The following is a 25,692-nucleotide window of genomic DNA, read 5'->3' as shown; positions in this document are numbered from 1 at the left end:
GCGGCCAGCGGAACTTCCCGGGCCTGTACTGGTCGGCCACAACAGGCGGGCATGTGGTTGGGAAGCCGAGGCAGTTAAGGTCTTTCGCGGTCACGGCCGTGGCATGCGCTCAGGCGACTGGAGGTAGGAGCGTGTCGGCGCACTGGGCCGGTGCCGGCGGCGAATCTGCGCCGACTGTCGGGCTACAGGACCCGCAGATGAGGCGGGAGCCGGCCGTGGCCGCGCTCACGGCGGTGTTCACCGAGCCGTGTGGGTTGTCGGCCGGGCCCGTGCGTTCGGCGATCCCCTTGCCGCGCTGCCCGTGCTCTTCCATGTGATCTGGTGTCAGAAACTCGCTGCCGCCCTGAAGACAGCTCCTCTCGGTGGCCGTGCTGGTGCGGCCGGCGCCCGTCTCCGCCAGGTAGGTGGACGGCTATGGCGGCGCGTCCGCTGCCGCTGCCGGCGGGCGACCGGGTCCGCCGCACGGGCGTGAGCACACCGTCGCCGCCCTGCACGACACCCCGGTGCGGCTGGTCGAGGACGGTCAGGCCCGAGCGCGGTCCTGTTGGGGCACCTGCTCGCCCCCTGATGGTTTCACGGTGGTCAGCCCGTCCGACCCGGGGCGCCCTCACCCGGCCGCGCTGCCGTCAACTGCCCGACCGACCCTCACGAAGCATCCGCGTCGTGATCGATGAGGGACGTCTGAGATGCCAGAGCCCGGGCAGTGTCGGCGAAGTATTGCTCGTCGGCACCAGGGGCAAGACCGAGAGGGACGCCCTGACTGAGGCCGACGAACAGCGCCCTGAGCGCGGTGGTCAGGCGTTCTGCCTGACGTGACGTCACGACGCTTCCGTTGTGCGATCTTCCGGTGAACAGCGCAATCAGATGGCTCTCCTGCGACCGGATGGACGCAGCGAGCTGGGATCCCAAGTCCGAGTCACGCAGGGCCATGTCCAGCAGGGTGATCTGGAGCGACAGGTGGGATAGCGCGTCCGGGGCGTCGCAACTACGCCGGTAGTACCGGGCAAAGGCGTCGACCGCCTCCAGCAGATCAAGTCCAGTGGGAACCGCCTGCTCGATCTCTTCGTAGTACGGCCGCAACCCGTCGGTGACCAGGGCGACCACCAGGCCGTTCTTGCTCCCGAACAATGAGTAGATGGCGCCAGTGGTCAGGCCAGCACGTGCAGCGATCTCATCAAGCTTGGCCTGGTACCCGTCTCGGGAAACCACCTGGAATGCGGCGTCCAGCAAGGCTCGGCGGTTGCGTTCCTTGGCCTCCGCCCTCGTCATTCTCATAGTTAAATTATTACCGTAATCTCGTTACGGAACCAGTCCGGACGAGCTTCAGGGAGGAACACTCATGGCCCAGGTCGTGGCACGGTGGGTGACCCGCCGGACGGTGGGCGCCATCGCCGATGGCGCCTTCAAGATGTTGCTCGCCACTGTCTACATCGCCGGCGCAGGCCCGCTCGGCCGGTTACTCGGCGCACCCGTTTGGCTGATGGTTTCCTCCGGCGTGGCCCTGCTGATCGGCGGTGGCATCGCGATCGGATACACGCGCAGTCGATCGATGCGCACGTACACGCAACTCATGGTTGCCTACGACGGCGGCTGGGTGCTGGCGGCCCTTGCCGGCCTCCTGATGGCGTGGCAGGGCAGCAGCGCCGGGGGCGAGGTCTGGATCGGGTACCAGACAGCCGCCCCCGTCGCGTTCACCGCACTGCTGGCAGCCGCCACCCCGGCGCAGACGACCTCGGACATTCACGCGGAAGTCCCCGCCCGCTGACGGTGGGCCCCATCGCCACCGACCCCGACTGAGGGAAAGGTCCTTCGGCTTCCCCAGCTCGGCGGTGCCTCCAGAAGCGCCGCACCTTGGATTGAGCGAGACAGCCGGCCTGCCCCCGTCTCGCTCGAACTGAGGCACGCCAGGTCAGGGACTCACCGTGCCTCACCTTCAGCGAGACCGGACAACCGCGCGCAATCGTTGTCAATCCGTTCAGAACGGCGTTCGGCAGATTCGGCAGAACGGCATTCGTTCAGTCCAGGACCGCGGTGGCCTCGATCTCGACCAGATGGTCGGGGATGTCGAGCGCCGCCACACCCAGCAGCGTGGCCGGCGGGACCGGGGCGGCCCCCAGCTTCGCGGCCGCCCGGGAGATCCCCTCCAGCAGCAGGGGCATCTTGTCGGGCGTCCAGTCGACGACGTGAACGGTCAGCTTTGCCACGTCGTCGAAGGAACCACCGGCTGCGGCCAGGGCGGTACCGATGTTGAGGTAGCACTGTTCGACCTGCGCGGCGAGGTCGCCTTCGCCGACCGTGGCCCCCTTGGCGTCCCAGGCGACCTGCCCGGCGATGAAGACCAGTTTCGATCCGGATGCGACCGACACCTGCCGGTAGACGTCGACCTCGGGCAATCCGCTGGGGTTCAGCAGAGTGATGGCCATGACTGCGACCTCCTTGTCATGAGAGGCGCTTGCGGCCCCTTCTTGGGCCCCTTGCGGTCTCTCGTAGTCCCTTGTGGTTACTCAGAAACCGTAGGAGAGTGGCCGCTGACATGGAAGAACGCACTTTTCAGTGACTGGGGAACCTCGTGGTGACCAAACAGCTCAAGGGCTCGCCCAAGGACGAAGCCGATCTGACGCGCGCGGACTCGTTGGCGCGGGAGATCTTCTCGGACGTCGCCAACAAGTGGGCGCTCCTGATCATCGAGGCACTGGGTGAACGCACCCTGCGCTTCACCGAGTTGCGCAACGAGGTCGAGGGCATCAGCCACAAGATGCTCACCCAGAACTTGCGCATGCTGGAACGCAACGGCCTGGTCGAACGGTGTGTGCACCCCACCGTGCCGCCGCGGGTCGAGTACACCCTCACGGAGCCGGGTCGAGCCTTGCGAGCGACGGTTGCCGCGATATGCGACTGGACCCACCAGTACCTCGGTCACATCGAGACCGCCCGCCGCACCTTCGACACCTGACGGCGTCCCTGCCACGTCGGCCGCACGCCATCACCTGGATCCCGCGGTCCGGCCCCGGATCGAGGCGGTCTGCCGACACGGGGCCTTTCCGGCCCCGGCACGGGCACCGGTACGGACACCGGTACGGGCCACGCTCCCGGCACCGGTGCCCGCGCCGAAGGCATGCCGCCACTGGTCGAATCGCTCGTCCTGCTTGCCAGGCGGGCTCATGACGACGCCTGTGATCAGCTCTACTGCCGGATGCCACTGTGAGGTCGTCCGGCCCGTACGTCCACGCCGCCTCAGCGGGCGACTGCCCGCGGCCGGGCGGCGGGAAGGCGGCCGAACGGGACCGCGGCCGCCGGCGCGTCATCGTCGGTCACGGGCGGCGCAGGACAGTGCCTCACGCTGCCCGCTCTTGCCCAGCACGGGACGACACCAGTCAATCCGTTCCGGAGGGACGAGCGCGTCCCTCCGGAAGGGGCGGCGGTCTGAACGGTTTCCGGTCGGCCTGATCAGCCGACGCCTCGGCCCAGTCGCCCAACTGCCCGGCTGCCCGGCTGCCCGCCGCACTCCGTCCCCTGGCCGGCCTCGGCCTTGACCTTCACCTTGGGGAAAGCCGCAGCATCGGTGGGGCCGGGCGAGGTGTCCGGTATGAGGAGGAGCGGGCATGGAGCTGCTGACCATCGGGGCGTTCGCGAAGGCGTCCCGGCTGTCGCCGAAGGCCCTGCGCCTGTACGCCGAACTCGGCCTGTTGCGGCCCGCGCGCGTCGATCCGGTGACCGGCTACCGGCTTTACGCGCCGCAGCAGCTGGAACGGGCCCGACTGGTCGCCTGGCTGCGGCGCCTGGGGATGCCGCTCGCCCGCATCCGGCACGTCTGCGCCCTGGACGCAGCCGGAGCGGCCCAGGAGATCCGCGCGTTCCGGGCCCGGATCGAGGCCGACACCGCCGCGCGGCGGGACCTGGCCGCCTTCCTCATCGACCAGCTGACCGGAAAGGACTCCGCCATGTCCCCGACCACGACCACCCACCCCCCGGAAATCCGTTACGCCGCGCTCTCCGACACCGGACGCGTCCGGGGGAGCAACCAGGACACCGCCTACGCGGGAGCCCGGCTGCTCGCCGTCGCCGACGGATTCGGCGGCACGGGCGCCTCCGCGAGCGCCGCCGCCATCGACGCGTTCCGCCACCTCGAAACCGGCGGTGTCCCGGCGGGCGATCTCCTCAACGTCCTGGAGGACGCCGTCGAACGCGCCGAGCGGGCGGTCCGCGGCGTCACCGCGACCGGACCCGCGCCGGAGGAGGCCGGCACCACGCTCACCGCGATGCTCTGGACGGGGTCGCGACTGGCCCTCGTCCACATCGGCGACTCCCGCGCCCATCTCCTGCGCGACGGCGAACTGTTCCGGATCACCCACGACCACACCGTGGTGCAATCGATGGTCGACGAGGGGCGCATCAGCCCGGAGGAGGCCGTCTCCCACCCGCAGCGGGCGCTGCTGATACGGGCACTGGGCCCGGGCGCGGACGGCACCCCCGACATGCGCCTGCACGAAGCCCGGGTCGGGGACCGCTATCTGCTCTGCTCCGACGGCCTGTCGTCGGTGGTCCGCGCCGAGGAGATGCGCCGGGTCGTCGCCACGGCCGACGAACCGGAACAGGCCGTACGGGAACTCGTCTCCCTGGCCAATCGCTCCGGCGGCCCCGACAACGTCAGTTGTGTCGTCGCACACGTCGTGGAGGGGCACCGGTAGGGCGTTGAGCCGATGGTGGACCGCCTGCCGAGGCGGTCCACCGTCCCACCGCCACGGGGCCGTGTCGGCCGCAGGGCCTAGGATCCCGCCCATGGCTATCGACCCCGGCTACACCTGCTCCTGCTGCGGTGAACACCACGCGGAACTCCCGATGGGGTACTCGACCATGGCGCCCGACGTCTGGGACGCGAGCCTGGAGAGCGATCCCGACAGCATGCTCTCCTCGGAACAGTGCGTCGTCAGGAACGAGCACTTCTTCATCAAGGGTCTGATCGAGATACCCGTCCTCGGCAGCGAGGAACCCTTCTCCTGGGGCGTGTGGGTCTCGCTCAGCCGGACGAACTTCGCGCGCGCCCTCGATGTGTGGGAGACCCCCGGCCGCGAGGCCGAACAGCCGTACTTCGGTTGGCTGAGCACCGAGTTGGGGCTGTATTCGCCGCGTACGACCAACCTCAAGACGAACGTGCACACCCGCCCCATCGGCCGACGCCCCGCCGTCGAGCTGGAGCCCACCGACCACCCTCTCGCCGTGGAACAGCGCACCGGCATCACGCGCGACCGGGTGCAGGCGATCGCCGAAGCGGTGCTGCACGGCACGACCCCGAGCGGCTGAGAACCGAGCAGCGGCCGAGCGCCGAGCCGCAGCCGAGCGACTGAGTGCCGGTCGCTGAGACCGCCTGCGCGGCTGGGAGCGCCTGCGCGGCCGAGGGCTCGTGCAAAGGGTGAGGCACGTCGGGCACATGAGGCACATGAGGCACCTGGGGTGTCCGGGATGCGTGGGCCGTGTGCTCCGGGCGGCCCCGACGGCCTCCGTGCGCCGTGTGCGCCACCGACCCGGGGGCGGGATTCTCTCCGCTCTTGACCATGAAGCGTACGCCTCGGCCTCAAGCGGACTTGATGCCCGAGCCCGGCCGACGTGCGCACGCCGTACACCGCCCGGACACACGAACCGCTCGCCCGCACGAACCCGGCGAAGCCGCACGCGCACGAACCGTCCACGCACGCGAACCGCCCGCTCCTCCGGCCCCGTCCGGGTGTCAGAACGCCTCCGGGCACCACGCCCGCCGCGCCGCCCGGAACATCCCTTCCGCCGCCGCCACCGACCCCGGCGTCAGTTCCTCGATACTGCCGAGGGCCGCCAGCCGCGCCGGGGACTCGTCGCCCAGGTAGAGGGCCCCCAACTCCCGTACGTCCAGGGCGATGTCGGCCTTCCGCGTGGTGGGGGCACAGGTCGCGCCGGACGGGGAGGCATCCAGGCGGTAACGGCCGCCGGCCAGGCCGGTGGTGTCGTGGACGTCCAGGACCAGCGTGCCGGGTACGGCGTAGGTACGGGCCTCCAGGGCGCGTACGACGTCGAGGACACGCACCCACAACCAGTCCGCGTGGGTCACGACGCGGGCCGCTCGTGGGTCCGGAAGGAGGAGGGGCAGCAGGTCGTCGGGGGCGCGGTAACCGGTACGGACCGTGGTGACCCAGTCGATCGAGCAGACGAAATGCCACAGCGCGCGCTCCGCGGCCGGGGTGACGGCGATGTGGTCGACGACCGTGGCCCGGTTCAGCGGCTGCTTGGCATCGCTCCAGCGGGCGTCGGCCCGGTAGACGACCAGACCGTCGGGCTCGCCGTCCGCGTCCCGGTGGACCGCGTAGAAGGGTTCCGCCCAGGGGTCGGGGCGGGGCCGGTTCTCACCGGTGGTCAAATCCCACCAGCGGGCGTCGCGGTCGGTGGCCCCGTGCTGCCGGGCGCGCAGCCGGTCGTGGATCGCCGGGCCCAGCTTTCGTAGCTCCGCGCCGGTCACCAGGTCGATCCGGCCGCCGTCCGCCGCGTCCGGGACGGGTCGGCGGGGATCGAGGCCCGACCGAGGTACGTCGATCTCCCACTCGATGGTCCACGCCGCCGGGCCGAAGCCGTACCGCCCGTAGATCGGGTACTCGGCGGCGATCAGCGTGGCGACCACCTCGCCGCGTTCCTTCGCCGCGGCCAGGTCGTCGGCCATCATCCGGCCGAGCAGTCCGCGGCGGCGGTGCGTGGGCGAGACCGTGACGTTGGAGATCGCGTCGGCCCGCACCGGGGCGCCGCCGACGGCGGTCAGTTCCTGTGCGAACGAGCGGAACGTGGCCACGCACCGCCCGTCGTCGAACACGCCTCGTGTGCGCATGAGGTCCGTGTGCGGGAGGCGGCTGTTGATCTCCTGCTCCGTCACGGTCGGCGGGCGCAGGAAACCGGTGTTCAGGGCCCGCAACCAGTCGGGGTAGTCGGACTCGGTGAGCGTACGGACGTCAAGGGACATGCGCCCACGCTAGGCATTTCGCTCACGGGCTGTCGCCGGGTTTTCCGCCAACGACGGGATCGGGCCAGACCCCTCGGGGTCCCGCCCCGGCACCGCCCCGGATGTCCGTCCGGACGTGTCTGTTCGGAGCTCCAGAAGGTCCCCCAGAACGCCGGAACACGCCCGCCCAGAACGCCGGAGCGCGTCCGTTCAGAACGCCGGAGCGCGTCCGTTCAGAACGCCGGAGCGCGTCCGTTTAGAACGCGGAGCGCGTCCGTTCAGAACGCGGAGCGCGTCCGTTCAGAACGCCGGTACGTGCTCACCCAGGACGCTGGAACGCGTCCGTTCAGAACGCCGCGCGGATCTCGCCGACCTCGTCGCCGCCGCCCAGCAGCGGGGCGTGCCCGATCCGGTCGACCACCGGGGCGTCGACGCCGAGCAGCCGCAGCGACCGGGCCAGCACCGGTCCCAGTGCCCGCCCGGCACCGTCGTCGATCTTGAAGGCGAGCGCCCGGCCGTCCGCCAGCGCCACCGCCTGCACCGCCTCCGCGCCCATCTTGGAGAGCGTGCCCGGCAGCTCCCGCATCAGCCAGGTGTCGGGCCGGCGCGTCCCGGCCACGTACTCGGGGTGGGCGCGCATCGCGTCCCCGACCCGGCGCTCCGCCGTCCCCGGCTCCGCCCGCACGAACGAACGGTAGGCCCGAGCCAGCCCGACCAGGCTGATCGCCATCAGCGGCGCCCCGCACCCGTCCGTGCCGACCGCCGCGACCGGCTCGCCCGTCGTGTCCTCCACCACCTGGTGGACCAGTCGCTGGAGCGGGTGCGCGGGGTCGAGGTAGGAGGTCAGGTCCCAGCCGTTCAGCGCGCACGCCGCGAGCATCGCCGTGTGCTTGCCCGAACAATTCATGGTGATCCGCTCCCGGACGTTCCCGGCGGCGAGGTACGTCTCCGCCTCGGCCGGATCCAGCGGCAGGTCGGGCGGGGTCCGCAGGTCGCCGGGGGTCAGCCCGTGCTCGGCGAGCATCGTACGGACGAGATCGAGGTGGAAGCCCTCCCCCGAGTGGCTCGCGGCGGCCAGCGCCAGCCGTTCCCCGGACAGGTCGAGTCCGGCCCGGAGCACGGCCGCGGCCTGCATCGGCTTGTTGGCGGATCGCGGGAAGACGGGCGCCGTCGGATCGCCCAGGGCCAGCTCCACGCTGCCGTCCGCGGCCAGTACGACCAGCGAGCCGCGATGGCCGCCCTCCACGAAGCCGGACCGTACGACCTCGGCCAGGACCGGATGGGCGTCCGGGCGGGCGGGGGATATGCCAGACGGGGCGTCGAGGGCGTCGAGGGCGGCGGCGCTGGGGGTCATGGTGGCCTTCCGGAGAAAGGTACGGGCCGGCCCCCGGAAGGATCGCTTCAGGCGAGCAGGTCGTCTACTTGTGCTTCCCCGTCACGGTACCTGCGGGCAATCTCCGCACCGCAATCGTCGGCGGTGCGTTGCAACTGGTGACGGCGGCGGGAGACCTGCTGCTCGTAGCGGATCAGGCGCCCCATCGCGGCGTGCAGTTCCTCGTCCGTGCGGGCGTCGAGGTCGGAGAGCTCCACCTCGGCGAGCGTCTCGGCCGCCAGTTGGCGGTACTCGTCGCTGCGGGGCGTGGTGAGCGTCACGTGCCGGGCGGAGGAGCGGTGCCGGGACGGGGTGTCGGCGAGGATCTCCGAGAGCCGGTCCACCACCGGCGTCTCCGGATCCAGCCGCCGGGCCAGCTCGGCCCGCAGGATGTCGATCCGCCCCTGGACCAGTCGCCGCACATAGCTGAGGTCGGCCTCGTCGCGCTGCGAATCGCGGCGCAGCGTGCGCAGTTCCGCCAGCCGCAGGCCGCCCAGCTCTGGTCGCGGCCCGGCGGGCGGGGCGTCCGCGCCACCGTGACCGGTCCGCTGTACGGGTGGGCGCATGGTGCTGGTGCCGCCGTCGCCACTGCCGTCGCACGTGAACGGCACCGCGCCGGAGGACCGCCCGGTTCCATAGGTGCTCATGCTTGTGTCCATCCCCTCGACCGGGTGCGTCGGCACACCACCTTGCGAGCATGGTGCCACTCCAGTGGCCCCGTGTGGGCGCTCTGTACCCGTTCAGCCCAAGGCGGGGTTTGGCCAAGTTAGGTTGGTCCGTATGCGTGCAGTGATACAGCGGGTGGACGGCGCGAAGGTGACGGTGGCCGACGGTTCGGGCGCGTCGGACGGGCCCGAGGTGGTCGGCGAGATCGTCGGCGAAGGACTGTGTGTGCTGGTGGGGGTCACCCACGGCGACACCCCGGAGAAAGCGGCCCAGCTCGCCCGCAAGCTCTGGTCGGTCCGGATTCTGGAGGGCGAGAAGTCCTGCTCGGATGTGAATGCACCGCTTCTGGTGATTTCGCAGTTCACCCTCTACGGGGACGCCAGGAAGGGCCGCAGGCCCACCTGGAACGCCGCCGCGCCCGGCGAGGTCGCCGAACCACTGGTCGACGAGGTGGTGGCGCAGTTGCGGGCGCTGGGAGCACGGGTGGAGACGGGCCGGTTCGGGGCGCAGATGCGGGTCTCGCTGACGAACCACGGCCCGTTCACGGTGATCGTCGAGGTCTGAACCTGGCCCGTCCGAGAGCGACCGGTCCGACCGGGCCCGAGCGGGCTGACCAGGGGACGGGCCGGCTCGTCCTGAGGTGTGGACCGGCCTGCGGGCGCGTCGGGGTAGGGCCATCCGGGTAGGGCCCATCCGGGTGAAGCGCCCGGCTGGTCCCACGAGCCCCGGCTCTGGTCCCACGGGCCTGGCTCCGGTCCTACCGCCTGGCTCTGGTCCCACGGACCACGGCCGGCCCTACGGCTCCACGACGACTTCCTGCGCGGCGGCCGTGTCCCCCGCGAGCAGTTCCGCGTCCACCGCGACGTTCCGCTTGACCAGGGCGAGCGCGATCGGCCCCAGCTCGTGGTGGCGGGCGGACGTGGTGATGAAGCCCAGCTGCCGGCTCTCGGGGCCGTCCGCGGCGAGCCGTACGGGAGCGCCATGTCCGGGCAGGACGACCTCACTGCCGTCGAGGTGCAGGAAAACCAGCCGCCGCGGCGGCCTGCCCAGGTTCTGCACCCGGGCCACGGTCTCCTGCCCCCGGTAGCAGCCCTTCTGAAGGTGGACGGCGGTGCCGATCCAGCCCACCTCGTGCGGAATGGTCCGGTGGTCGGTCTCGAAGCCGAGACGCGGGCGGTGCGCCTCGACGCGCAGCGCCTCGTACGCCAGGATGCCGGCGAGCGGGCCGTGGGCGACCGCGTACTCCTCCAGGTCGGCCCGGGGCAGGAACAGGTCCCGGCCGTACGCCGTCTCCCGTACCGTCACACCGTCCGGGACCTCGGCGATGGAACCGGCGGGCAGGTGCACCACGGCGAAGTCCCCGGTGCGGTCGGCGACTTCGACCCGGTAGAAGAACTTCATGGACTCCAGGTAGGCGACGAGTCCGTCCTGCGTGCCCGGCTCGGCGTGCATCCATACCGTCTCGCCGTCGTCGACGAGGTAGAGGGCGTGCTCGACGTGCCCGTTCGCGGTGAGGATCAGCGCGTCGGTGGCCTGCCCCGGGGCGAGCTCGCTGACGTGCTGGGTGAGCAGCAGATGCAGCCATGCCAGCCGGTCGCTGCCGCTGACGGTGACGACGGCACGGTGCGACAGGTCGACGAGGCCAAAACCGTCGGCAAGGGCGCGCTGCTCACGGAACAGGTCGCCGTAGTGCGCGGCGACGCCTTCGTCGCGGCCTTCGGCAGGTACGGCGCCGGGCAGTGACAGCAGGGGGCTCTTCATGCGACCAGCGTACGACGCGGTCCACAGGGCCCGGCGGTGGGCGGCCTCACCCTCCGGCGTCACCCGTCGACATCGTCTTCACCGCCGTCTTCGTCGCCGTGTCTTCGGACGTCGCGTCTTTCGGCGTCGCCCGCTCCGTGCACTCGGCGCACCGGCCGAAGATCGCGAAGTGCTTCATGTCGGTCTCGAAACCGAAGTCGGCCTGGAGCTTCGCGGTGAACTCGGAGACCACCTCGACATCGGCCTCGATGACGTTGGTGCAGTCGCGGCAGACCAGATGAATGTGGTGGTGGCGGTCGGCCAGGTGGTACGTCGGCGCCCCATGTCCCAGGTGGGCATGGCTGACCAGGCCCAGTTCCTCCAGGAGTTCGAGCGTCCGGTAGACGGTGGAGATGTTCACCCCGGACGCGGTCCTGCGCACCTCGCAGAGGATGTCGTCGGGCGTCGCGTGTTCGAGTGTGTCAACCGCTTCCAGGACGAGCTGCCGCTGCGGCGTCAGCCGGTAGCCGCGCTTCCGGAGATCGGTCTTCCAGTCGGTGCTCACCACACGCTCAGTGTAGGTCGGGGCGGGCCGCCGCCCGCGGCCGAAGACGAAGGGCCGTGCGACGGAGCCGGAGAACCGGCCGACCGACGTGGGTTGCGCGGCTGCTCGACGCGGGCCGGGCTGCCTGGTGACCGCCGAGGCTGCTTGCGGCTGCTCGGAGCCGTCTACGTGAAGCAGCCTGGTTGAAGCCGCCTACGTGAAGTGGCCTACTTGAAGAAGGCGATGCCGTCGTCCGGCAGGTCGCCGAGGCTCTTCGCCATCGCCTCGACCTCTTCGGGGGTGACGACCTTCTTCAGGTGGGCCGACATGTACGGACGCAGCTGGACCTCGGGGGTGGCCTTCTCACCGACCCACATCAGGTCGCTCTTCACATAGCCGTAAAGACGCTTGCCACCGCTGTACGGGCCGGAGGCCGCGGTCCGCGCCACCGCGTCGGTGGCCAGGTCGATCTGCGGCTTCTGGTCGGCCAGCTCGCCGTACCAGATCTCGACGACGCCCTGGTCGCGCACCATGACCACCTCGACCTTGCGGTCCTTGTCGATGCGCCAGTAGCCGGTCTCGGACTCCAGCGGCTTGGCCTTGTTGCCCTCGGAGTCGAGCACCCAGGTGTGCGAGACGTACTCCAGGAAGTCCCGGCCGTCGTGACGGAAGGAGACCTCCTGGCCGAAGTTGCACTTCTCGGCACCGGGGAAGTCGGAGACACCCGCGCCCGCCCAGTTGCCGAGGAGGAACGCCAGCGGGACGAGGTCCGGGTGGAGGTCGGACGGGATCTCGATCATGAGTGGCTCAGACGATCTGTGAGGAAGGCGAGGGGCGGTGGATTCCAAACGTGACACACGAGGGTTGCGGGTGTCACGTCCGTCCAGCGGGGGCACCCGCGCCGGGGAGGACAGAGGGAGGGAGGAGGAGGCGGTGAGCCGCGGCGGTCAGCGCTGGCCCTGGTAGAGCTTCTTCACGGTCACGCCCGCGAAGGCGAGGGTGCCGATGCAGACCAGGACCAGCAGGGCGGTGAAGAATGCCTCGAGCACGGGAACTCCTTGGGACGGACGGTGTGGCGGCGGTACGGCGCCGGGCCCAAGCCTAATGGGTTGGGCCCCTGCGCGTCGGTTCGGGGCTTGCGGGAAGCGCGTGGTGCGGACCCGCGCGCGGAGGCACGGCTCATCGGGAGCACCGCTGGTGCGAGGCGCGGGCACGACGGGTGCGTGGGGCGCGAGGGGCGCAGGGACGAGAACCAGGGACGAGGGACGAGGTGCGGGCCCGCGCACGGGGACCGGCCGACGATTACAGTTCGGGCCATGTCGAAGAAGCTCGTGATCAAGGTGACTGCCGGTGCCGACGCGGCCGAGCGCTGCTCGCAGGCGTTCACGGTGGCCGCGGTCGCCGTCGCCAGCGGGGTGGAGGTCTCGCTCTGGCTGACCGGCGAATCCTCATGGTTCGCCCTGCCGGGGCGCGCCGCCGAGTTCGAACTGCCGCACGCGGCGCCGCTCCCGGACCTGATCGAGTCGATCCAGGCGGGCGGACGGATCACCCTCTGCACACAGTGCGCCGCCCGTCGCGACATCACCGAACAGGACGTCCTGGAAGATGTGCGGATCGCGGGCGCCCAGGTCTTCGTCAGCGAGATCATGGCCGACGGTGTCCAGGCCCTCGTCTACTGAAACGCCCCCGCCCCTCCCCTGCTGAGTACCCCCGCACGCGCGCAGACGTCGTCGATGGTCGGCGGCGGTCAGTGGCGTTTCTTGCCGTCGAGCTCGTCCCACCACTCGTCGGACTGCGGATCGCCGGACGGATCGTCCCACCAGCGGTCCTCCGGCCCCCGCCGATTGGCGAACATGGCCGCGAGCGGCGGAATGACCATCGCCACGAAGCACATCACTATCGCGGCGGGCATCGACCACAGCCTCACGAAGGCCCAGGCCGAGACGAAGAGGACGATGCAGCCGCCCATCATCAGGAAATAGCCGCGACGGCGTCGGGCGTACATGCTTCAAGCGTAGGACCGTTTCCGCCCGTGCGAGCATGCGGTTGTCCGCCCCTGCGCACGCACGATCGTGCCGACTTTCGACGTGTCGTGGCGCCGACGTGCCGACAGGGTCGTGCGGACGGCGCGAAGGGCCGTACCCGTGCCAGAAGCGTCCAACCCCTGGGGTACGGCCCTTCGGCCGGTGCGGCGCGGCCGCTTACAGCCCTGCCACGTACGGTGCGGTCCTGGACCGTGATCAGACGGCGATGGCGACCTCGGAAAGGCCACCCGTCCGCGCCACGACCGTGCGGTCGGCGCTGCCGCCCGGCACCAGGGCGCGCACCGTCCACGTGCCCTCGGCCGCGTAGAAACGGAACTGCCCGGTCGCCGAGGTCGGAACCTCCGCGGTGAACTCGCCGGTCGAGTCCAGCAGGCGCACGTAGCCCGCGACGGGCTCGCCGTCGCGCGTCACGCTGCCCTGGATGGTCGTCTCACCGGGCTTGATGGTCGAGGCGTCGGGGCCGCCGGCCTGTGCTCCACACATGGTGTCCTGTCTTTCTGGGTCGGTGTCGTGCTGGTCCGGATGGGTGCCGGGTTACTTGGCGGCGCCGAGCTCGATCGGCACACCCACCAGGGAGCCGTACTCGGTCCACGAACCGTCGTAGTTCTTGACGTTTTCCTGGCCGAGGAGCTCGTGCAGCACGAACCAGGTGAGCGCGGAACGCTCACCGATGCGGCAGTACGCGATGGTGTCCTTCGACAGGTCGACCTGCTCGGCCTCGTAGAGGGCCCTCAGCTCCTCGTCCGACTTGAAGGTGCCGTCGTCGTTGGCGTTCTTCGACCACGGGATGTTGCGTGCCGTCGGCACGTGGCCGGGGCGCTGCGACTGCTCCTGCGGCAGGTGTGCCGGGGCGAGCAGCTTGCCGCTGAACTCGTCGGGCGAACGCACGTCGACCAGGTTCAGGCCGCCGATCGCCTTCACGACGTCGTCGCGGTAGGCGCGGATCGACTGGTCCTGCGGCTTGGCCTTGTACTCGGTGGACGGGCGGGACGGGACCTGGTCGCCGTCGACCAGGTCGCGGGAGTCCAGCTCCCACTTCTTGCGGCCACCGTCGAGAAGGCGGACGTCCTCGTGACCGTAGAGCTTGAAGTACCAGAACGCGTAGGACGCGAACCAGTTGTTGTTGCCGCCGTACAGGACGACGGTGGTGTCGTTGGCGATGCCCTTCTCGGACAGCAGCTTCTCGAAGCCGGCCTGGTCGATGACGTCACGGCGCACCGGGTCCTGGAGGTCCTTCGTCCAGTCGATCCGGATCGCGTTCTTGATGTGGTTCTTCTCGTACGCCGAGGTGTCCTCGTCGACCTCGACGAGAGCGACCTGCGGGTCGTCGAGGTGGGCCTCGACCCAGTCGGCGTCTACCAGGACGTCGCTGCGGCTCATTCTTTTCTCCTCCGGGGCAGTCTGCGGCGAGATGATGCGAGACGGTGCGTGATGCGGGTGTACGGCGGCGCGGTGCGCGGCACACGTGCGAAGACAACGGGATGGGGCCGGGGCCCTGAAACCGGTCGAAGGGCCGGGGAAGACGCGGGGTGCCGAAGGGTCCCGCTCAGACAGCGCGACAGAGCATGGCGGCGATGCGGCACAGGTCCACTGCCCGCCGCTTCGTGAGATCCGCCCGTCCCCACTGAGGGAGACCGCCAATAGCGCACTGCATGGGACCGATCGTAGGGACGTACGGACGACCGTGTCACCGTTGTGTCGCATGATGAGACTTGATCATCCGCCATGCGGGACGCAGGAGGGCTCCGTTGCCGTCCGCGCCGCGTTCCGGCAGCCCGTTCCCGTCATCCATCTACGAAGCGGACGGGCCCGTCTCAGCATGTGACCTGCGAGGCGGCAACCGGAGCCCCCGGCCCGGCCCCGCCGGGCTCACCCGGCGAGCTTCACGTTCGTGCCCGCCACCGTGACCTCCACGCCTCGGGGGGTCACCTGGATCTTCCGGAGCTCCAGACCGCTGGGCAGGCCGCCGATCTGCCGTTCGAAGTCGGTCTTCCGACGCACCAGATCCTCCAGCCCGGGAACCCCCTTGCCCGGCACCTTGTCCGCGCGCACCTTGAGGGTCTGGCCGTCGACGAGGGTGACGGTGGAGAGCACGCTGTGCGAGAACGGGCGGCCGAGGAGGTCGACGGTGCCGGTGACCTTCACCTTGTCGTCGCCGCCGTACTCGATGGAGACCCCGTCACCGGCGGTGCTGGTCAGGTCGTCGTAGGAGATGACGGCCTTGCCGCCGGCGTCGGCAGCGGTGACTCCGGAGAAGCCGTCGGTCAGAGTCACGTCGTGCAGCGTGGCGTTCATGCTGCTGACCCGTATCCTGCGGCCGTTGCTGTCGGTCTGGATGCCGGTCATCTCGACGTCGACCTCGTCGAACCGCGAGTCGGCGGCCTGGGTCAGGAACGGGAACCCCTTGATGGACACATCCGTGGAGTCGACCGTCGCCCCGGGGATCCGGACCCGCTTCTCGGCCTCCGACTCGGCGAAGTACACCAGCGCCCGGTCGACGGCGACGAAGATCCCACCCAGGACCAGCACCGTGACCAGCAATGCCCGCAGCGCCCGCATGACCGCTCTTCCCCCCTGCGTCCGGTTCGACGGCCCCGCACCCCCGCGCGCACCGGCCGTCCCGAATGATCGACGAGCGGACGCCCCCATCGGTTCCCCGGGGAGGCACCCGCTCGTCCGGAAGGCGGGCCGACCGGCGTCGGAAGACTCTGCCGGTCCGCCCGCCGGCAGACTCTGCCGGTCGGCGTCGGCGTTCGGGTTCGCGGCCGATCGACGCCGGGACAGCGGTGCCGGTGCGCACCGGGAGACACCGGCCGGGGCCGCGCTACGCGAGCACCTGTCCGACCAGGTAGACGGCGGGGGCCGCGGCGGTGAGCGGCAGCGCCACACCGGCCGTCATGTGGACGAACCGCGACGGGTAGTCGTAGCTCGCCGCCCGCAGCCCGATCAGCGCGCATCCGCCCGCCGCCAGGCCGACCACGGCGCCGTGCGCGCCCCCAAAGCCGACGAGCGCCCCGGCCGCCGCACCGGCACCCGCACCCGCGAGCAGCGCCACCACGACGGAGGCCGGTCCGGGCAGCGGGAGCGCGCGGACGAGCACGGCGGCCGCGACGGCCACCGTCCCGGCCGTCACCATGTCCGGGACCGCCGCGAGGTGCCCCGCGGCCAGCACCGTCAGGGCGGCCGAGGCGGTGGTGGCCATCAGCCCGTACATCCGCTCGTCCGGGTCCGCCTGGCTGCGCAGCTGGAGGACCACGGTGAGCAGCACCCATACGCCGAGGGTGCCGAGGACGGCGGCCGGGGCGTTCTCGCGCCCCGCGGCGAGCAGGGCGACATCGGCGACGACCCCGCCCGCGAACGCGAGCGCGATGCCCTGCCGCGCGGGCCACATGCCGTTCAGCCGGAACCATCCGGCCGCGGTCACGGCCTGGAGCAGTACCAGCGGTACGAGCAGGGCGTACGACCCGATCGCGGCACCGAGGGCGAGCAGCAGCCCCAGCACGGCGGTGATCCCCGCGGGCTGGATGCCCGGCGGGATGATCGGCGAGCGGCCCTCGGCGCGGGCGCGCTGGGCGTCGGTGACGCGGCTGTTGCCCAGGGTGGTGGGTGCGCCGTACTCGGAGGTGTCGAGTCCGGACGCGGTCGTGGCCGGGGAGCCGGAGGCGGCCGGCCCTCCGCCCGGCGCCGCGCCGGATACGGGGGCTGGGGCGGGGGCAGCAGGCGCCTCCGGGGGCAGCGGACGCGATCTGGTCGCGCCCTGCGGCCCCGTCTGGGAGTACGCGGAGTACGGCGGGAGGTAGGCGGTCTCGGCGGCGGGCGGCACGGACTCCCGCACGGAGGTCTCTGGCTGGGCGGGCCCGGTGGGGCCGACGGGGCCGGTGGAACCGGTGGGGCCGACGGGGCCGGTGGAACCGGTGGGGCGGATGGTCGGCTGGTACTGGGTGTCCCAGGTCTGGCCCTCCCACGTCTGCGTGACCGCAGGGTCGTACGGGATGTGCGGTTCCTGCGGGACCTGAGGGTTCGGGTCATGCGTGCTGTGCGGGCCGGGGGCCGGTGCGGCGGGCGCGGCGGGCTCCTGCGTGTGCCCGGCCGCGGCCGGCCAGCCGGCCCCGGCATGCGTCGCGGGGGCCTGGCCATGGCCCGGGCCATGGCCGTACGGAGCATGCCCGTGACCGTGTCCCTGCACCGGGGCGCCGTGGGGCTGGTCCCTGTAGGGCTGGCCGCCGTGGGACTGGTTCGCCTGGGGCTGCTGGTGCGGCTGGGCCCCACCTCCGTAGACCTGGTTCCCGTAGGACTGGTCCCCGTAAGACTGGTCGCCATACGGCTGGTGCGGCTGGGGCTGGTGGTGCGGGTTGGCCTCGCCTCCGTAGACCTGATCGCCGTAGGACTGGCCGCCGTAGGACGGTTGCGGCTGGCCCCCGCCTCCGTACGGCTGGTCTACGTACGACTGATTCCCGTACGACTGGGGCGGGTACGGCTGAGCGCCGGTGGCTCCATCGCCGTACGCGTGCGGGTCATGGGGTCGCGCGGGGTGCAGGGGCTGCTGCGGCTGCTGCCCGCTCGCCGTCCCGTCGTGCCCGGGCCCGTACCCGTACCCCTGGTCCGCGGCCGGAACCCGGGCCTGGGCCTGCCCCTGCCCCTGGGCCGGGCCGTACGGGTACTGCTGATCGTTGCTGCTCATGTTCTGGGGTTCACCCTCCTGCGAACGGCGGGAGCACCTCGACCGTGCCGCCCTCGGCAAGGCGTACGGTCTCATGACTCCGGCTTCCCACCGGTTCACCGTCGACGAGGAACGAGCACCTTCGCAGCACTCGGGTGAGCTCGCCGGGGTGCCGCTCGCGCACCGCGTCGAGCGCCTCGGCCAGGGTCACGGCCGTGTACGGCTCCTCCGCGGCCTTGGCGGCGGCCTTGGCGGCGGCCCAGTAGCGGATCGTTCCCGCTGGCATGACGGCGGCTCCTCTCGTATCGCGTCAGCTGCCCATCATCGAGCACGCCGCCACCGTCCAGTCACCGATCCGGGTGAGCAGGCTCTCGTCCGCGGCGTTCTCCGCATGGCCCATGCCGGGTTCCAGCCACAGCTCGGCCCCGTCACCCGCCGCCTCGGCCAGCGTCCGGGGGTGGTCCAGCGGGAAGTACGGGTCCCGGTCACCGTGCACGATCAGCAGCGGAACGGGGGCGATCAGTCCGGCCGCCCCGACCGGCGAGAGCGGTACCGGATCCCAGTCGTCCCGGTCGATGCGGACACCGAAGCCGTAGCGGCCGACCAGCCGGCCGGTGGGCCGTGTGACCAGCCAGTGCAGGCGGCGCATCGGAGCCGTGCCGCGGTAGTACCAGCGGGCGGGGGCGCTCACCGCCACCACCGCGTCCGCACGGGCCTCGGGATCCGCAGGTACCTCCGCGGCGATCTCCGCCCCGGCCTCCCGGCCCGCCTCGTACAGTGCCCCGCACGCCTCCCGGCCCGCCCCGTACAGCGCCCCGTGACGCAGCACCACGGAACCGCCCAGCGAGAACCCGACGGTCACCACCCGCCGGTGTCCCAGCGCCCGGGCCCAGCGCACTGCGGCCGCCAGGTCCAGCACCTCGCGGTCCCCCACCGTCGACCGGCCACCGGACCCGCCGTGCCCCCGGAACGAGAACGTGACCACGGCCGCGCGCCGCCCCAGCACCCGGGCGGCACGCCGCACGGCGGGCCGGTCCAGCGAACCGGTGAAGCCGTGAGCGATCACGATCGCCGTACCGCCCGCGACACCCGTGCCGTCACCGCCGTCCGCAGCACCGTCGAAGGATGATCCGGCGACGGCCCGCCCCTCCACCGCGCGCGGCTCGTACAGCGCCTCGATACGGACACCGTCGTCGGTCAGCAGCACGGCCCGCGAAGAGACCGGAGCGGCCAGAGAGGTCGACGGGGTCGATGGGGTCGACGGGGTCGATGGGGTCGCGGGGGTCGAAGAAGAGACTGGTGCAGCGGCATGCGCGGAACCGTCCGTGCCACCGGACGGACCACCGGACGGACCACCGGGCGTGAGCAAGGGAACAGCGGAACTCCGAAATCTCCCCTCGGGCGCAGAACTCATGTGGGCTATTGTGCTGGGAAGAGGATCCGGGCAGAGAAGCCCCCGGGTCCTTTTGCGCTTTCCAGGCGTTGTTACGGCGGCGTTTCCACAAGCTCAGCGGGCTCGGGGACGCGGGGCCGTACTGCGTAACCGCGTAACCGTGCAACCGTGTAAAGGACCGCGCGAAAACGAACGAAGAAGTGCCGCATACTCCCCCGGGCCCGTCCCGGGAGTGCCCCTCTCGCAGGGAACGAGGAGGACCGACGTAATGGGCGAGCGAACCGTGCACCATCATCGACCGACGACCCGGGCAGGTGAGCGGCGATGAGTTCACTGCTGCTCCTGACGAACGCGCTTCAACCGTCGACAGAGGTGCTTCCCGCCCTCGGTCTCCTGCTGCACAGCGTGCGGGTGGCGCCCGCCGAGGGCCCCGCGCTCGTCGACACCCCCGGTGCCGACGTCATCCTGGTCGACGGCCGCCGCGATCTGCCACAGGTGCGGTCGCTGTGCCAGCTGCTGCGGTCCACGGGGCCGGGCTGTCCGCTGGTTCTCGTCGTGACGGAGGGCGGTCTCGCGGCCGTCACCGCCGACTGGGGCGTCGACGACGTACTGCTGGACACGGCCGGGCCCGCAGAGGTCGAGGCCCGGCTGCGGTTGGCCACCGGGCGTCGGCAGCTGGCCGCCGACGACTCGCCGATGGAGATTCGCAACGGCGACCTGTCGGTCGACGAGGCGACGTACAGCGCGAAGCTGAAGGGCCGGGTCCTCGACCTGACCTTCAAGGAATTCGAACTGCTCAAATACCTGGCCCAGCACCCCGGCCGCGTGTTCACCCGCGCGCAGCTCCTCCAGGAGGTCTGGGGCTACGACTACTTCGGCGGCACGCGTACGGTCGACGTCCACGTGCGGCGGCTGCGCGCCAAGCTCGGACCCGAGCACGAATCCCTGATCGGCACCGTACGCAACGTCGGCTACCGCTTCGTCGTGCCGGAGAAGGTGGAGCGCGCCGCCGAGGAGGCCAAGGCGCAGGCCACGGCGGGAGACGCGGCGGGAACCGGCTCCCGGGCCGCAGGAGACAGGGCTCAGGCCGCCGCGGGGGGCTGAGCACGGGCCACCACACGGGGCCGGGGGCTCGGCCCGGGAATCGGGGCGCGGAGACGGGGCGCGGAGACGGTCGCGAATCGGGGACGGAGACGGTCGCGAATCGGGGCGCGGCAGAGGCCGCGGCCCGGACCACGACTGCTCCGCAACCGCCTCCGCGCCCCATTCGGAGCAGCCGACGAAGGGCGGTGCCTCGCAATGGGCCGGGATACGGCCTGCCTGCCGGACGGTCAATCCGCGTAGACTGCCGCGCGTGGCCAAGGTGACGCGGGACGATGTGGCGAGACTGGCGGGTACGTCGACCGCGGTCGTCAGCTACGTCATCAACAACGGACCGAGGCCGGTCGCCCCGGCCACGCGCGAGCGGGTGCTCGCCGCGATCAAGGAACTGGGCTACCGGCCCGACCGGGTCGCCCAGGCGATGGCCTCGCGGCGGACCGACCTCATAGGAATGATCGTGCCGGACGCCCGGCAGCCGTTCTTCGCGGAAATGGCGCACGCGGTCGAACAGGCCGCCGCCGAGCGCGGGAAAATGGTGCTGGTCGGCAATTCGGACTACCGCGACGAGCGCGAGGTGCATTACCTCCGCGCGTTCCTCGGAATGCGGGTCTCGGGCCTGATCCTGGTCAGCCAGGGTCCCAGCGAACGGGCGGCGGCCGAGATCGAGGCATGGGACGCGCGGGTGGTGCTGCTGCACGAGCGCCCCGAAGCGATCGAGGACGTCGCGGTCGTCACCGACGACATCGGCGGCGCCCAACTCGCCACCCGTCACCTGCTGGAACACGGCAACGCGTACGTGGCGTGCTTCGGCGGCGTGGAGTCGACCCCGGTGGTCGGTGACCCGGTCGCCGACCACGTCGAGGGCTGGCGCCGCGCGATGCAGGAGTCGGGGCGCTCGACGGAGGGCCGCCTGTTCCAGGCCCCGTACAACCGTTACGACGCCTATCAGGTGGCGCTGAAGCTGCTCGCGGGCCCGGACAGGCCGCCCGCGATCTTCTGCTCGACGGACGACCAGGCCATCGGCGTGCTGCGGGCCGCGCGAGAGCTGCGGATCGACGTGCCCGGGGAACTCGCGGTCGCGGGTTTCGACAATGTGAAGGAGGCCGGGCTCACCGACCCGCCGCTGACCACGGTCCACTCGGACCGCCCGGCGATGGCGCGGGCCGCCGTGGACCTGGTGCTCGACGACTCGTTGCGGGTGTCGGGGTCACGGCGGGAACGGCTGAAGCAGTTTCCCTCGGCGCTGGTGGTACGGCGCTCGTGCGGCTGCGGGGAGCCCGGCGCCGGGGTGTGACGTACCGGCGTGCGACGGCACCGCGGTGTGACGACAGGTGTGACGACACCGGGGCGTGACGGTCCCGGCGTGCGACGTACCGGCGTGTGACGGTACTGCCGACGCCCGCGGGGGGGACCGGGCCCCTGGCGTATCGGGCCCGGCCCTCCGCCGGTCTCGGCACTGCCTCGGGCACGTCGATCCGGGGGACATGACGTTCGCCTTCACAGCGGCTTCATTGCGCCTTCATCGCAGGCTTTATTTCGGGCATACCAGGTTCTGCCGGGCTTCTCAGGACACGCTCAGGCTGCTCTCATCTTCGGCCTCGACGCTTGAGGACATGACAAAGAGCCAGCGCCCGAGCGGCGAGTACCCGATGTACCCCTCGTACGGCAACGGTGACGCGTCGTACCCGCCACCGCCGTCCCACCTCCCCACTGCCCCCGCAGCCGACGGTCCGGCCGCGTCCGGGCGCCGGGCCAGGCGACCGGTGGCCCTCCTGGCGGCCGTGGCGATCACGGCGGCGGTCGTGGGCGGCGCCACCGCCACCGCCATCGGACAGCTGACCCGCGACGACGCGACCGGCACCGGCACCGGTGCCCCCGGCACCACCGTCTCGCAGAGCAGCAAGGGCACCGTCGCCGGTGTCGCCGAGGCCGTCTCGCCGACGATCGTCGAGGTCAACGCGACCTCGGCCGCGGGCGAGTCCACCGGCTCCGGCGTGGTCATCACGTCCGACGGCGAGGTCGTGACCAACAACCACGTCATCTCCGGCGCCTCGTCGATCAAGGTGACGCTCAGCAACGGGCGCTCGTACGCCGCGCACGTCGTCGGCACCGACGCGGACAAGGATCTCGCGCTCATCAAACTCCGGGGCGCGAGCGGCCTCAAGACGGCCACACTGGGCGACTCCTCCACGGTCGCGGTCGGTGACGAAGTCGTCGCGATCGGCTCCCCCGAGGGCCTCACCGGCACCGTCACCAGCGGCATCGTCTCCGCGCTCGACCGGGACGTCACGGTCGCCAAGGACGACGGCGACGGTCAGGGCCAGGGATGGAGCGGGCCGGGCGGCGGGCAGTGGCCGTTCGAATTCGGCGGCCGGCAGTTCAACGGGGACACCGGCGACTCCACCACCACGTACAAGGCCATCCAGACCGACGCCTCGCTCAACCCCGGCAACTCCGGTGGCGCGCTCATCAACATGAACGGCGAGGTCATCGGCATCAACTCCGCGATGTATTCGGCGAGTTCGCCCGACGGGTCCAGCAGCTCCAGTGCGGGCAGCGTCGGCCTCGGCTTCGCCATCCCGGTGAACACGCTCAAGGCCGACCTGGACACCCTGCGGGCCGGCAACAGCTCCTGAGGAGACAGTCATGCGACACCCCACGCACACCCTCACCGGCCCGGCCGACTTGGCCCTGCCCCTCGCTCTCGTCACACAGCTCGCCGCGGATTCCACCGTGGGTTCCGCCGCGGATCACGCCGCCGAGCCGGACGCGCACCAGGACTTCGGGCCCCGGCGCGCCCCGGAGGTCCGTTCCACCGCGGGCCGCAAGCGCCGGGCCGCGCGACGACGCGCCAAGGCCGTGCGAGGCTGAGAGGAACCCGAACCGCACGGAACGAAACGAGGACAACGAGCGATGAGCCCCGCCGAAGACGATCCGCAGCGCGTCCTGATCGTCGACGACGAACCCGCCGTACGCGAGGCCCTGCAACGCAGCCTCGCGTTCGAGGGGTACGACACCGAGGTCGCCGTCGACGGCCTCGACGCACTCGCCAGGGCCGAGTCGTACGCCCCCGACCTCATCGTCCTCGACATCCAGATGCCCCGGATGGACGGCCTGACGGCGGCCCGCAGGCTCCGTTCCGCCGGGACCACCACGCCCATCCTGATGCTCACCGCCCGTGACACCGTCGGCGACCGGGTCACCGGCCTCGACGCGGGTGCCGACGACTACCTGGTCAAGCCCTTCGAACTGGACGAGCTCCTCGCCCGCATCCGGGCCCTGCTGCGCCGCAGCTCGTACGCCGCCGCGGCGACCGGCGGCGGCACCGACGAGAACGTGCTGGCCTTCGCCGATCTGCGGATGGACCTCGCCACCCGCGAGGTCACCCGGGGCACCCGCCGGGTCGACCTGACCCGTACCGAGTTCACCCTGCTGGAGATGTTCCTGGCGCACCCGCGCCAGGTACTGACCCGGGAGCAGATCCTCAAGGCCGTGTGGGGCTTCGACTTCGAACCCAGCTCCAACTCCCTGGACGTCTACGTGATGTACCTGCGCCGCAAGACCGAGGCGGGCGGCGAACCGCGGCTCGTGCACACGGTGCGGGGGGTCGGTTACGCGCTCCGCTCCGGCGGCGGTGACGGATGACCGAGGTGCGGACGGGCGGGGCACGGACGAGCGGGGCACGGACGAGCGGGGGACGGATGACCGGCCTCCTGCGCCGGCTTCGCGCCCTGCCGCTGCGCACCCGGCTCGCGATGCTGGTGGCGGCGGCGGTCGCGTGCGCGGTGGCGGCGGTGGCGGCGGCGTGCTGGTTCGTGACGCGGGTGCAGCTGGAGGACCAGCTGGACTCCTCTCTGCGCAATTCCAAGATCGACGAAAGCTATCTGTCGAGCCTGTACGCGTACTGCCGGGGCACGACTCCGCTGCCGCCCCGGTCCTTCACCGGGAAGTACACCGTCCAGCTCGTCGACTCCCGGGGCACGGTGTGCACCGCGCCCGACGTGTCCCCGCTCCCCGTGACCAGGGCGGACCTGGCGGTCGTCAACCAGGACCGGCCCGACGCCCTGCACTCGGCCACGGCCGCGAACGGCACGCGGATGCGGGTCTACACCCACCCCCTGGTGCAGATCACCCAGCTTCCCGGCGGAGCCACGGGCCAAATCGGCGTGTCCGTCGCCCGCCCGATGAGCGAGATCAACGCCCCACTGTCCACCCTGGCCTGGATGCTGCTGGTCGTCTCCGGCATCGGCGTCGTCGGCGCGGGCGCGGCCGGTCTCTGGGTCGCCCGCACCGGGTTGCGGCCCGTGGACGAACTCACCGAGGCGGTCGAGCACGTCGCCCGCACCGAGGACCTCACCGTCCGCATCCCCGCCGAGGGCGAGGACGAGATCGCCCGGCTGTCCCGCTCCTTCAACTCGATGACCGCTTCCCTCGCCAGCTCCCGCGACCGGCAGGCCCAGCTGATCGCGGACGCCGGCCACGAGCTGCGGACGCCACTGACCTCGCTGCGCACCAACATCGAGCTGCTGGCCCGCAGCGACGAGACCGGCCGGGCCATCCCGCCGGACGACCGCAGGGCCCTGATGACGTCGGTCAAGGCGCAGATGACCGAACTGGCCTCGCTCATCGGCGACCTCCAGGAACTGGCCCGCCCCGACGCGGCGACCCCCGACCCGCTCCAGGTCGTCGCCCTGCACGACATCGCGGCCACGGCCCTGGAACGCGCCCGGCTGCGCGGGCCCGAGCTGACCATCCGGGCCGACCTGACCCCCTGGTTCGTACGGGCCGAGCCGGCCGCGCTGGAGCGTGCGGTGGTCAACGTCCTGGACAACGCGGTCAAGTTCAGCCCGCCACGCGGCACGATCGAGGTCGCCCTGCGGGACGGCGAACTGACCGTGCGGGACCACGGCCCCGGCATCCCCGCCGACGAGCTGCCGCACGTCTTCGAACGCTTCTGGCGCTCCCCGTCCGCCCGCCAGCTCCCCGGCTCGGGCCTCGGCCTGTCCATCGTCGCCCGCACGATCCAGCACGCCGGCGGAACGGTCGCCCTGCGCCCGGCGCCGGACGGGGACGAAGGAGGCGGGACGGTCGCGTCGATCCGGTTGCCGGGTGCCCCACAACCACCGCCGGGGTTGTGAGGGAGGCGGGGGCCGGCTCACCCGCACGGACCGGAACGGCGTGCGGGCTCCCGAGCGGTCCCCGGGAGCCCGCACGCC

27 protein-coding genes are annotated in these 25,692 nt (G+C 71.4%); 12 read left to right on the top strand and 15 right to left on the bottom strand.

The features are described 5' to 3' along the window. Window positions 1–645: 645 nt before the first annotated feature. The gene (locus tag ACGF2V_RS25630) at window positions 646–1,269 is read right to left on the bottom strand and encodes a TetR/AcrR family transcriptional regulator (RefSeq protein WP_362709445.1); all 624 of its coding nucleotides are present in this window, start codon (window positions 1,267–1,269) and stop codon (window positions 646–648) included. A gap of 70 nt (window positions 1,270–1,339) precedes the next feature. On the opposite strand from ACGF2V_RS25630, the gene ACGF2V_RS25625 reads away from it, so the two are divergent. Continuing rightward, entirely contained in the window at window positions 1,340–1,765 is a 426-nt protein-coding gene (locus ACGF2V_RS25625; RefSeq protein ID WP_362709442.1) for a hypothetical protein, read from the top strand. A gap of 250 nt (window positions 1,766–2,015) precedes the next feature. Here ACGF2V_RS25625 and ACGF2V_RS25620 read toward each other — a convergent pair whose 3' ends face one another. Next, on the bottom strand, window positions 2,016–2,423 hold the full coding sequence (locus tag ACGF2V_RS25620) for a RidA family protein (RefSeq protein WP_362624989.1): 408 nt from the start codon (window positions 2,421–2,423) through the stop codon (window positions 2,016–2,018). A gap of 146 nt (window positions 2,424–2,569) precedes the next feature. Between ACGF2V_RS25620 and ACGF2V_RS25615 the strand changes: the two genes are divergently transcribed. The 3 genes from ACGF2V_RS25615 (at window position 2,570) to ACGF2V_RS25605 (ending at window position 5,301) form a co-directional block, all read left to right on the top strand. Beyond that, entirely contained in the window at window positions 2,570–2,953 is a 384-nt protein-coding gene (locus ACGF2V_RS25615; protein ID WP_362624987.1) for a helix-turn-helix domain-containing protein, read from the top strand. 649 nt (window positions 2,954–3,602) lie between these two features. Further along, window positions 3,603–4,688, top strand: a complete 1,086-nt coding sequence (locus ACGF2V_RS25610) for a MerR family transcriptional regulator (RefSeq protein ID WP_362709440.1) — start codon at window positions 3,603–3,605, stop codon at window positions 4,686–4,688. A gap of 91 nt (window positions 4,689–4,779) precedes the next feature. Beyond that, window positions 4,780–5,301 (top strand): DUF2199 domain-containing protein, encoded by a 522-nt coding sequence (locus ACGF2V_RS25605; protein ID WP_362709437.1) that lies wholly within the window; start codon window positions 4,780–4,782, stop codon window positions 5,299–5,301. Window positions 5,302–5,725: 424 nt separating this feature from the next. Here ACGF2V_RS25605 and ACGF2V_RS25600 read toward each other — a convergent pair whose 3' ends face one another. The 3 genes from ACGF2V_RS25600 to ACGF2V_RS25590 all read right to left on the bottom strand — a co-directional run bounded on the left by ACGF2V_RS25600 (window position 5,726) and on the right by ACGF2V_RS25590 (window position 8,974). Continuing rightward, complete coding sequence (locus ACGF2V_RS25600; protein WP_362624981.1) at window positions 5,726–6,976, bottom strand: GNAT family N-acetyltransferase; 1,251 nt, start codon at window positions 6,974–6,976, stop codon at window positions 5,726–5,728. Window positions 6,977–7,301: 325 nt separating this feature from the next. Beyond that, window positions 7,302–8,309 carry an asparaginase gene (locus ACGF2V_RS25595; RefSeq protein WP_362709434.1) on the bottom strand — a complete coding sequence of 336 codons (1,008 nt, stop codon included), beginning with the start codon at window positions 8,307–8,309 and terminating at the stop codon, window positions 7,302–7,304. A 47-nt stretch (window positions 8,310–8,356) separates the two neighbouring features. Beyond that, a complete protein-coding gene (locus ACGF2V_RS25590) occupies window positions 8,357–8,974 on the bottom strand; it encodes an ABC transporter substrate-binding protein (RefSeq protein WP_362624978.1) in 618 nt (205 codons plus the stop codon). A 133-nt stretch (window positions 8,975–9,107) separates the two neighbouring features. Here ACGF2V_RS25590 and dtd point away from each other — a divergent pair, with 133 nt between their 5' ends. After that, on the top strand, window positions 9,108–9,557 hold the full coding sequence (gene dtd, locus ACGF2V_RS25585; protein ID WP_362624976.1) for a D-aminoacyl-tRNA deacylase: 450 nt from the start codon (window positions 9,108–9,110) through the stop codon (window positions 9,555–9,557). Window positions 9,558–9,788: 231 nt separating this feature from the next. Here the strand turns inward: dtd and ACGF2V_RS25580 are convergent, their stop codons facing one another. From ACGF2V_RS25580 to ACGF2V_RS25570, 3 genes are all read right to left on the bottom strand, one after another. Continuing rightward, complete coding sequence (locus ACGF2V_RS25580; RefSeq protein WP_362624974.1) at window positions 9,789–10,754, bottom strand: folate-binding protein; 966 nt, start codon at window positions 10,752–10,754, stop codon at window positions 9,789–9,791. A gap of 46 nt (window positions 10,755–10,800) precedes the next feature. Beyond that, window positions 10,801–11,301: a Fur family transcriptional regulator gene (locus ACGF2V_RS25575; protein ID WP_362624972.1), complete on the bottom strand. Its 501-nt coding sequence runs from the start codon at window positions 11,299–11,301 to the stop codon at window positions 10,801–10,803. Between the two features lie 203 nt (window positions 11,302–11,504). After that, the gene (locus ACGF2V_RS25570; protein WP_362624971.1) at window positions 11,505–12,077 is read right to left on the bottom strand and encodes an FABP family protein; all 573 of its coding nucleotides are present in this window, start codon (window positions 12,075–12,077) and stop codon (window positions 11,505–11,507) included. Between the two features lie 516 nt (window positions 12,078–12,593). Here ACGF2V_RS25570 and ACGF2V_RS25565 point away from each other — a divergent pair. Continuing rightward, window positions 12,594–12,956, top strand: coding sequence for a DsrE family protein (locus ACGF2V_RS25565; RefSeq protein WP_362624969.1), 363 nt, complete (start codon window positions 12,594–12,596; stop codon window positions 12,954–12,956). Window positions 12,957–13,024: 68 nt separating this feature from the next. Here the strand turns inward: ACGF2V_RS25565 and ACGF2V_RS25560 are convergent, their stop codons facing one another. The 7 genes from ACGF2V_RS25560 to ACGF2V_RS25530 form a co-directional block, all read right to left on the bottom strand. After that, a complete protein-coding gene (locus ACGF2V_RS25560; RefSeq protein WP_362624967.1) occupies window positions 13,025–13,282 on the bottom strand; it encodes a DUF3099 domain-containing protein in 258 nt (85 codons plus the stop codon). A 235-nt stretch (window positions 13,283–13,517) separates the two neighbouring features. Further along, window positions 13,518–13,805, bottom strand: a complete 288-nt coding sequence (locus ACGF2V_RS25555; protein ID WP_073785773.1) for a DUF1416 domain-containing protein — start codon at window positions 13,803–13,805, stop codon at window positions 13,518–13,520. A gap of 51 nt (window positions 13,806–13,856) precedes the next feature. After that, window positions 13,857–14,702, bottom strand: coding sequence for a sulfurtransferase (locus ACGF2V_RS25550; RefSeq protein ID WP_362624965.1), 846 nt, complete (start codon window positions 14,700–14,702; stop codon window positions 13,857–13,859). A 489-nt stretch (window positions 14,703–15,191) separates the two neighbouring features. Further along, on the bottom strand, window positions 15,192–15,881 hold the full coding sequence (locus ACGF2V_RS25545) for a DUF2993 domain-containing protein (RefSeq protein WP_362624964.1): 690 nt from the start codon (window positions 15,879–15,881) through the stop codon (window positions 15,192–15,194). A gap of 265 nt (window positions 15,882–16,146) precedes the next feature. After that, complete coding sequence (locus ACGF2V_RS25540) at window positions 16,147–17,859, bottom strand: hypothetical protein (protein WP_392913194.1); 1,713 nt, start codon at window positions 17,857–17,859, stop codon at window positions 16,147–16,149. A 154-nt stretch (window positions 17,860–18,013) separates the two neighbouring features. Next, window positions 18,014–18,268 (bottom strand): MoaD/ThiS family protein, encoded by a 255-nt coding sequence (locus ACGF2V_RS25535; protein WP_362624962.1) that lies wholly within the window; start codon window positions 18,266–18,268, stop codon window positions 18,014–18,016. Between the two features lie 24 nt (window positions 18,269–18,292). Further along, window positions 18,293–19,186: an alpha/beta hydrolase family protein gene (locus ACGF2V_RS25530; protein WP_389048317.1), complete on the bottom strand. Its 894-nt coding sequence runs from the start codon at window positions 19,184–19,186 to the stop codon at window positions 18,293–18,295. A 513-nt stretch (window positions 19,187–19,699) separates the two neighbouring features. On the opposite strand from ACGF2V_RS25530, the gene ACGF2V_RS25525 reads away from it, so the two are divergent. The 6 genes from ACGF2V_RS25525 to ACGF2V_RS25500 all read left to right on the top strand — a co-directional run bounded on the left by ACGF2V_RS25525 (window position 19,700) and on the right by ACGF2V_RS25500 (window position 25,614). After that, a complete protein-coding gene (locus tag ACGF2V_RS25525; protein WP_389048280.1) occupies window positions 19,700–20,479 on the top strand; it encodes a winged-helix domain-containing protein in 780 nt (259 codons plus the stop codon). A gap of 250 nt (window positions 20,480–20,729) precedes the next feature. Further along, window positions 20,730–21,770, top strand: a complete 1,041-nt coding sequence (locus ACGF2V_RS25520; RefSeq protein ID WP_362624960.1) for a LacI family DNA-binding transcriptional regulator — start codon at window positions 20,730–20,732, stop codon at window positions 21,768–21,770. A 319-nt stretch (window positions 21,771–22,089) separates the two neighbouring features. Beyond that, window positions 22,090–23,112 (top strand): trypsin-like peptidase domain-containing protein, encoded by a 1,023-nt coding sequence (locus ACGF2V_RS25515; protein ID WP_362624959.1) that lies wholly within the window; start codon window positions 22,090–22,092, stop codon window positions 23,110–23,112. Between the two features lie 10 nt (window positions 23,113–23,122). Then, window positions 23,123–23,347, top strand: a complete 225-nt coding sequence (locus tag ACGF2V_RS25510; RefSeq protein WP_362709431.1) for a hypothetical protein — start codon at window positions 23,123–23,125, stop codon at window positions 23,345–23,347. Between the two features lie 42 nt (window positions 23,348–23,389). Next, complete coding sequence (locus tag ACGF2V_RS25505; RefSeq protein WP_362624956.1) at window positions 23,390–24,121, top strand: response regulator transcription factor; 732 nt, start codon at window positions 23,390–23,392, stop codon at window positions 24,119–24,121. A 56-nt stretch (window positions 24,122–24,177) separates the two neighbouring features. Beyond that, entirely contained in the window at window positions 24,178–25,614 is a 1,437-nt protein-coding gene (locus tag ACGF2V_RS25500; protein ID WP_362624954.1) for a HAMP domain-containing sensor histidine kinase, read from the top strand. Window positions 25,615–25,692 lie beyond the last annotated feature (78 nt).

Source organism: Streptomyces sp. NPDC047982 (genome assembly GCF_043204165.1).
GTDB lineage: Bacteria > Actinomycetota > Actinomycetes > Streptomycetales > Streptomycetaceae > Streptomyces.
The sequence above is the reverse complement of the archived record's forward strand: the minus strand, read 5'-3'. Positions and strand labels throughout refer to the sequence as shown.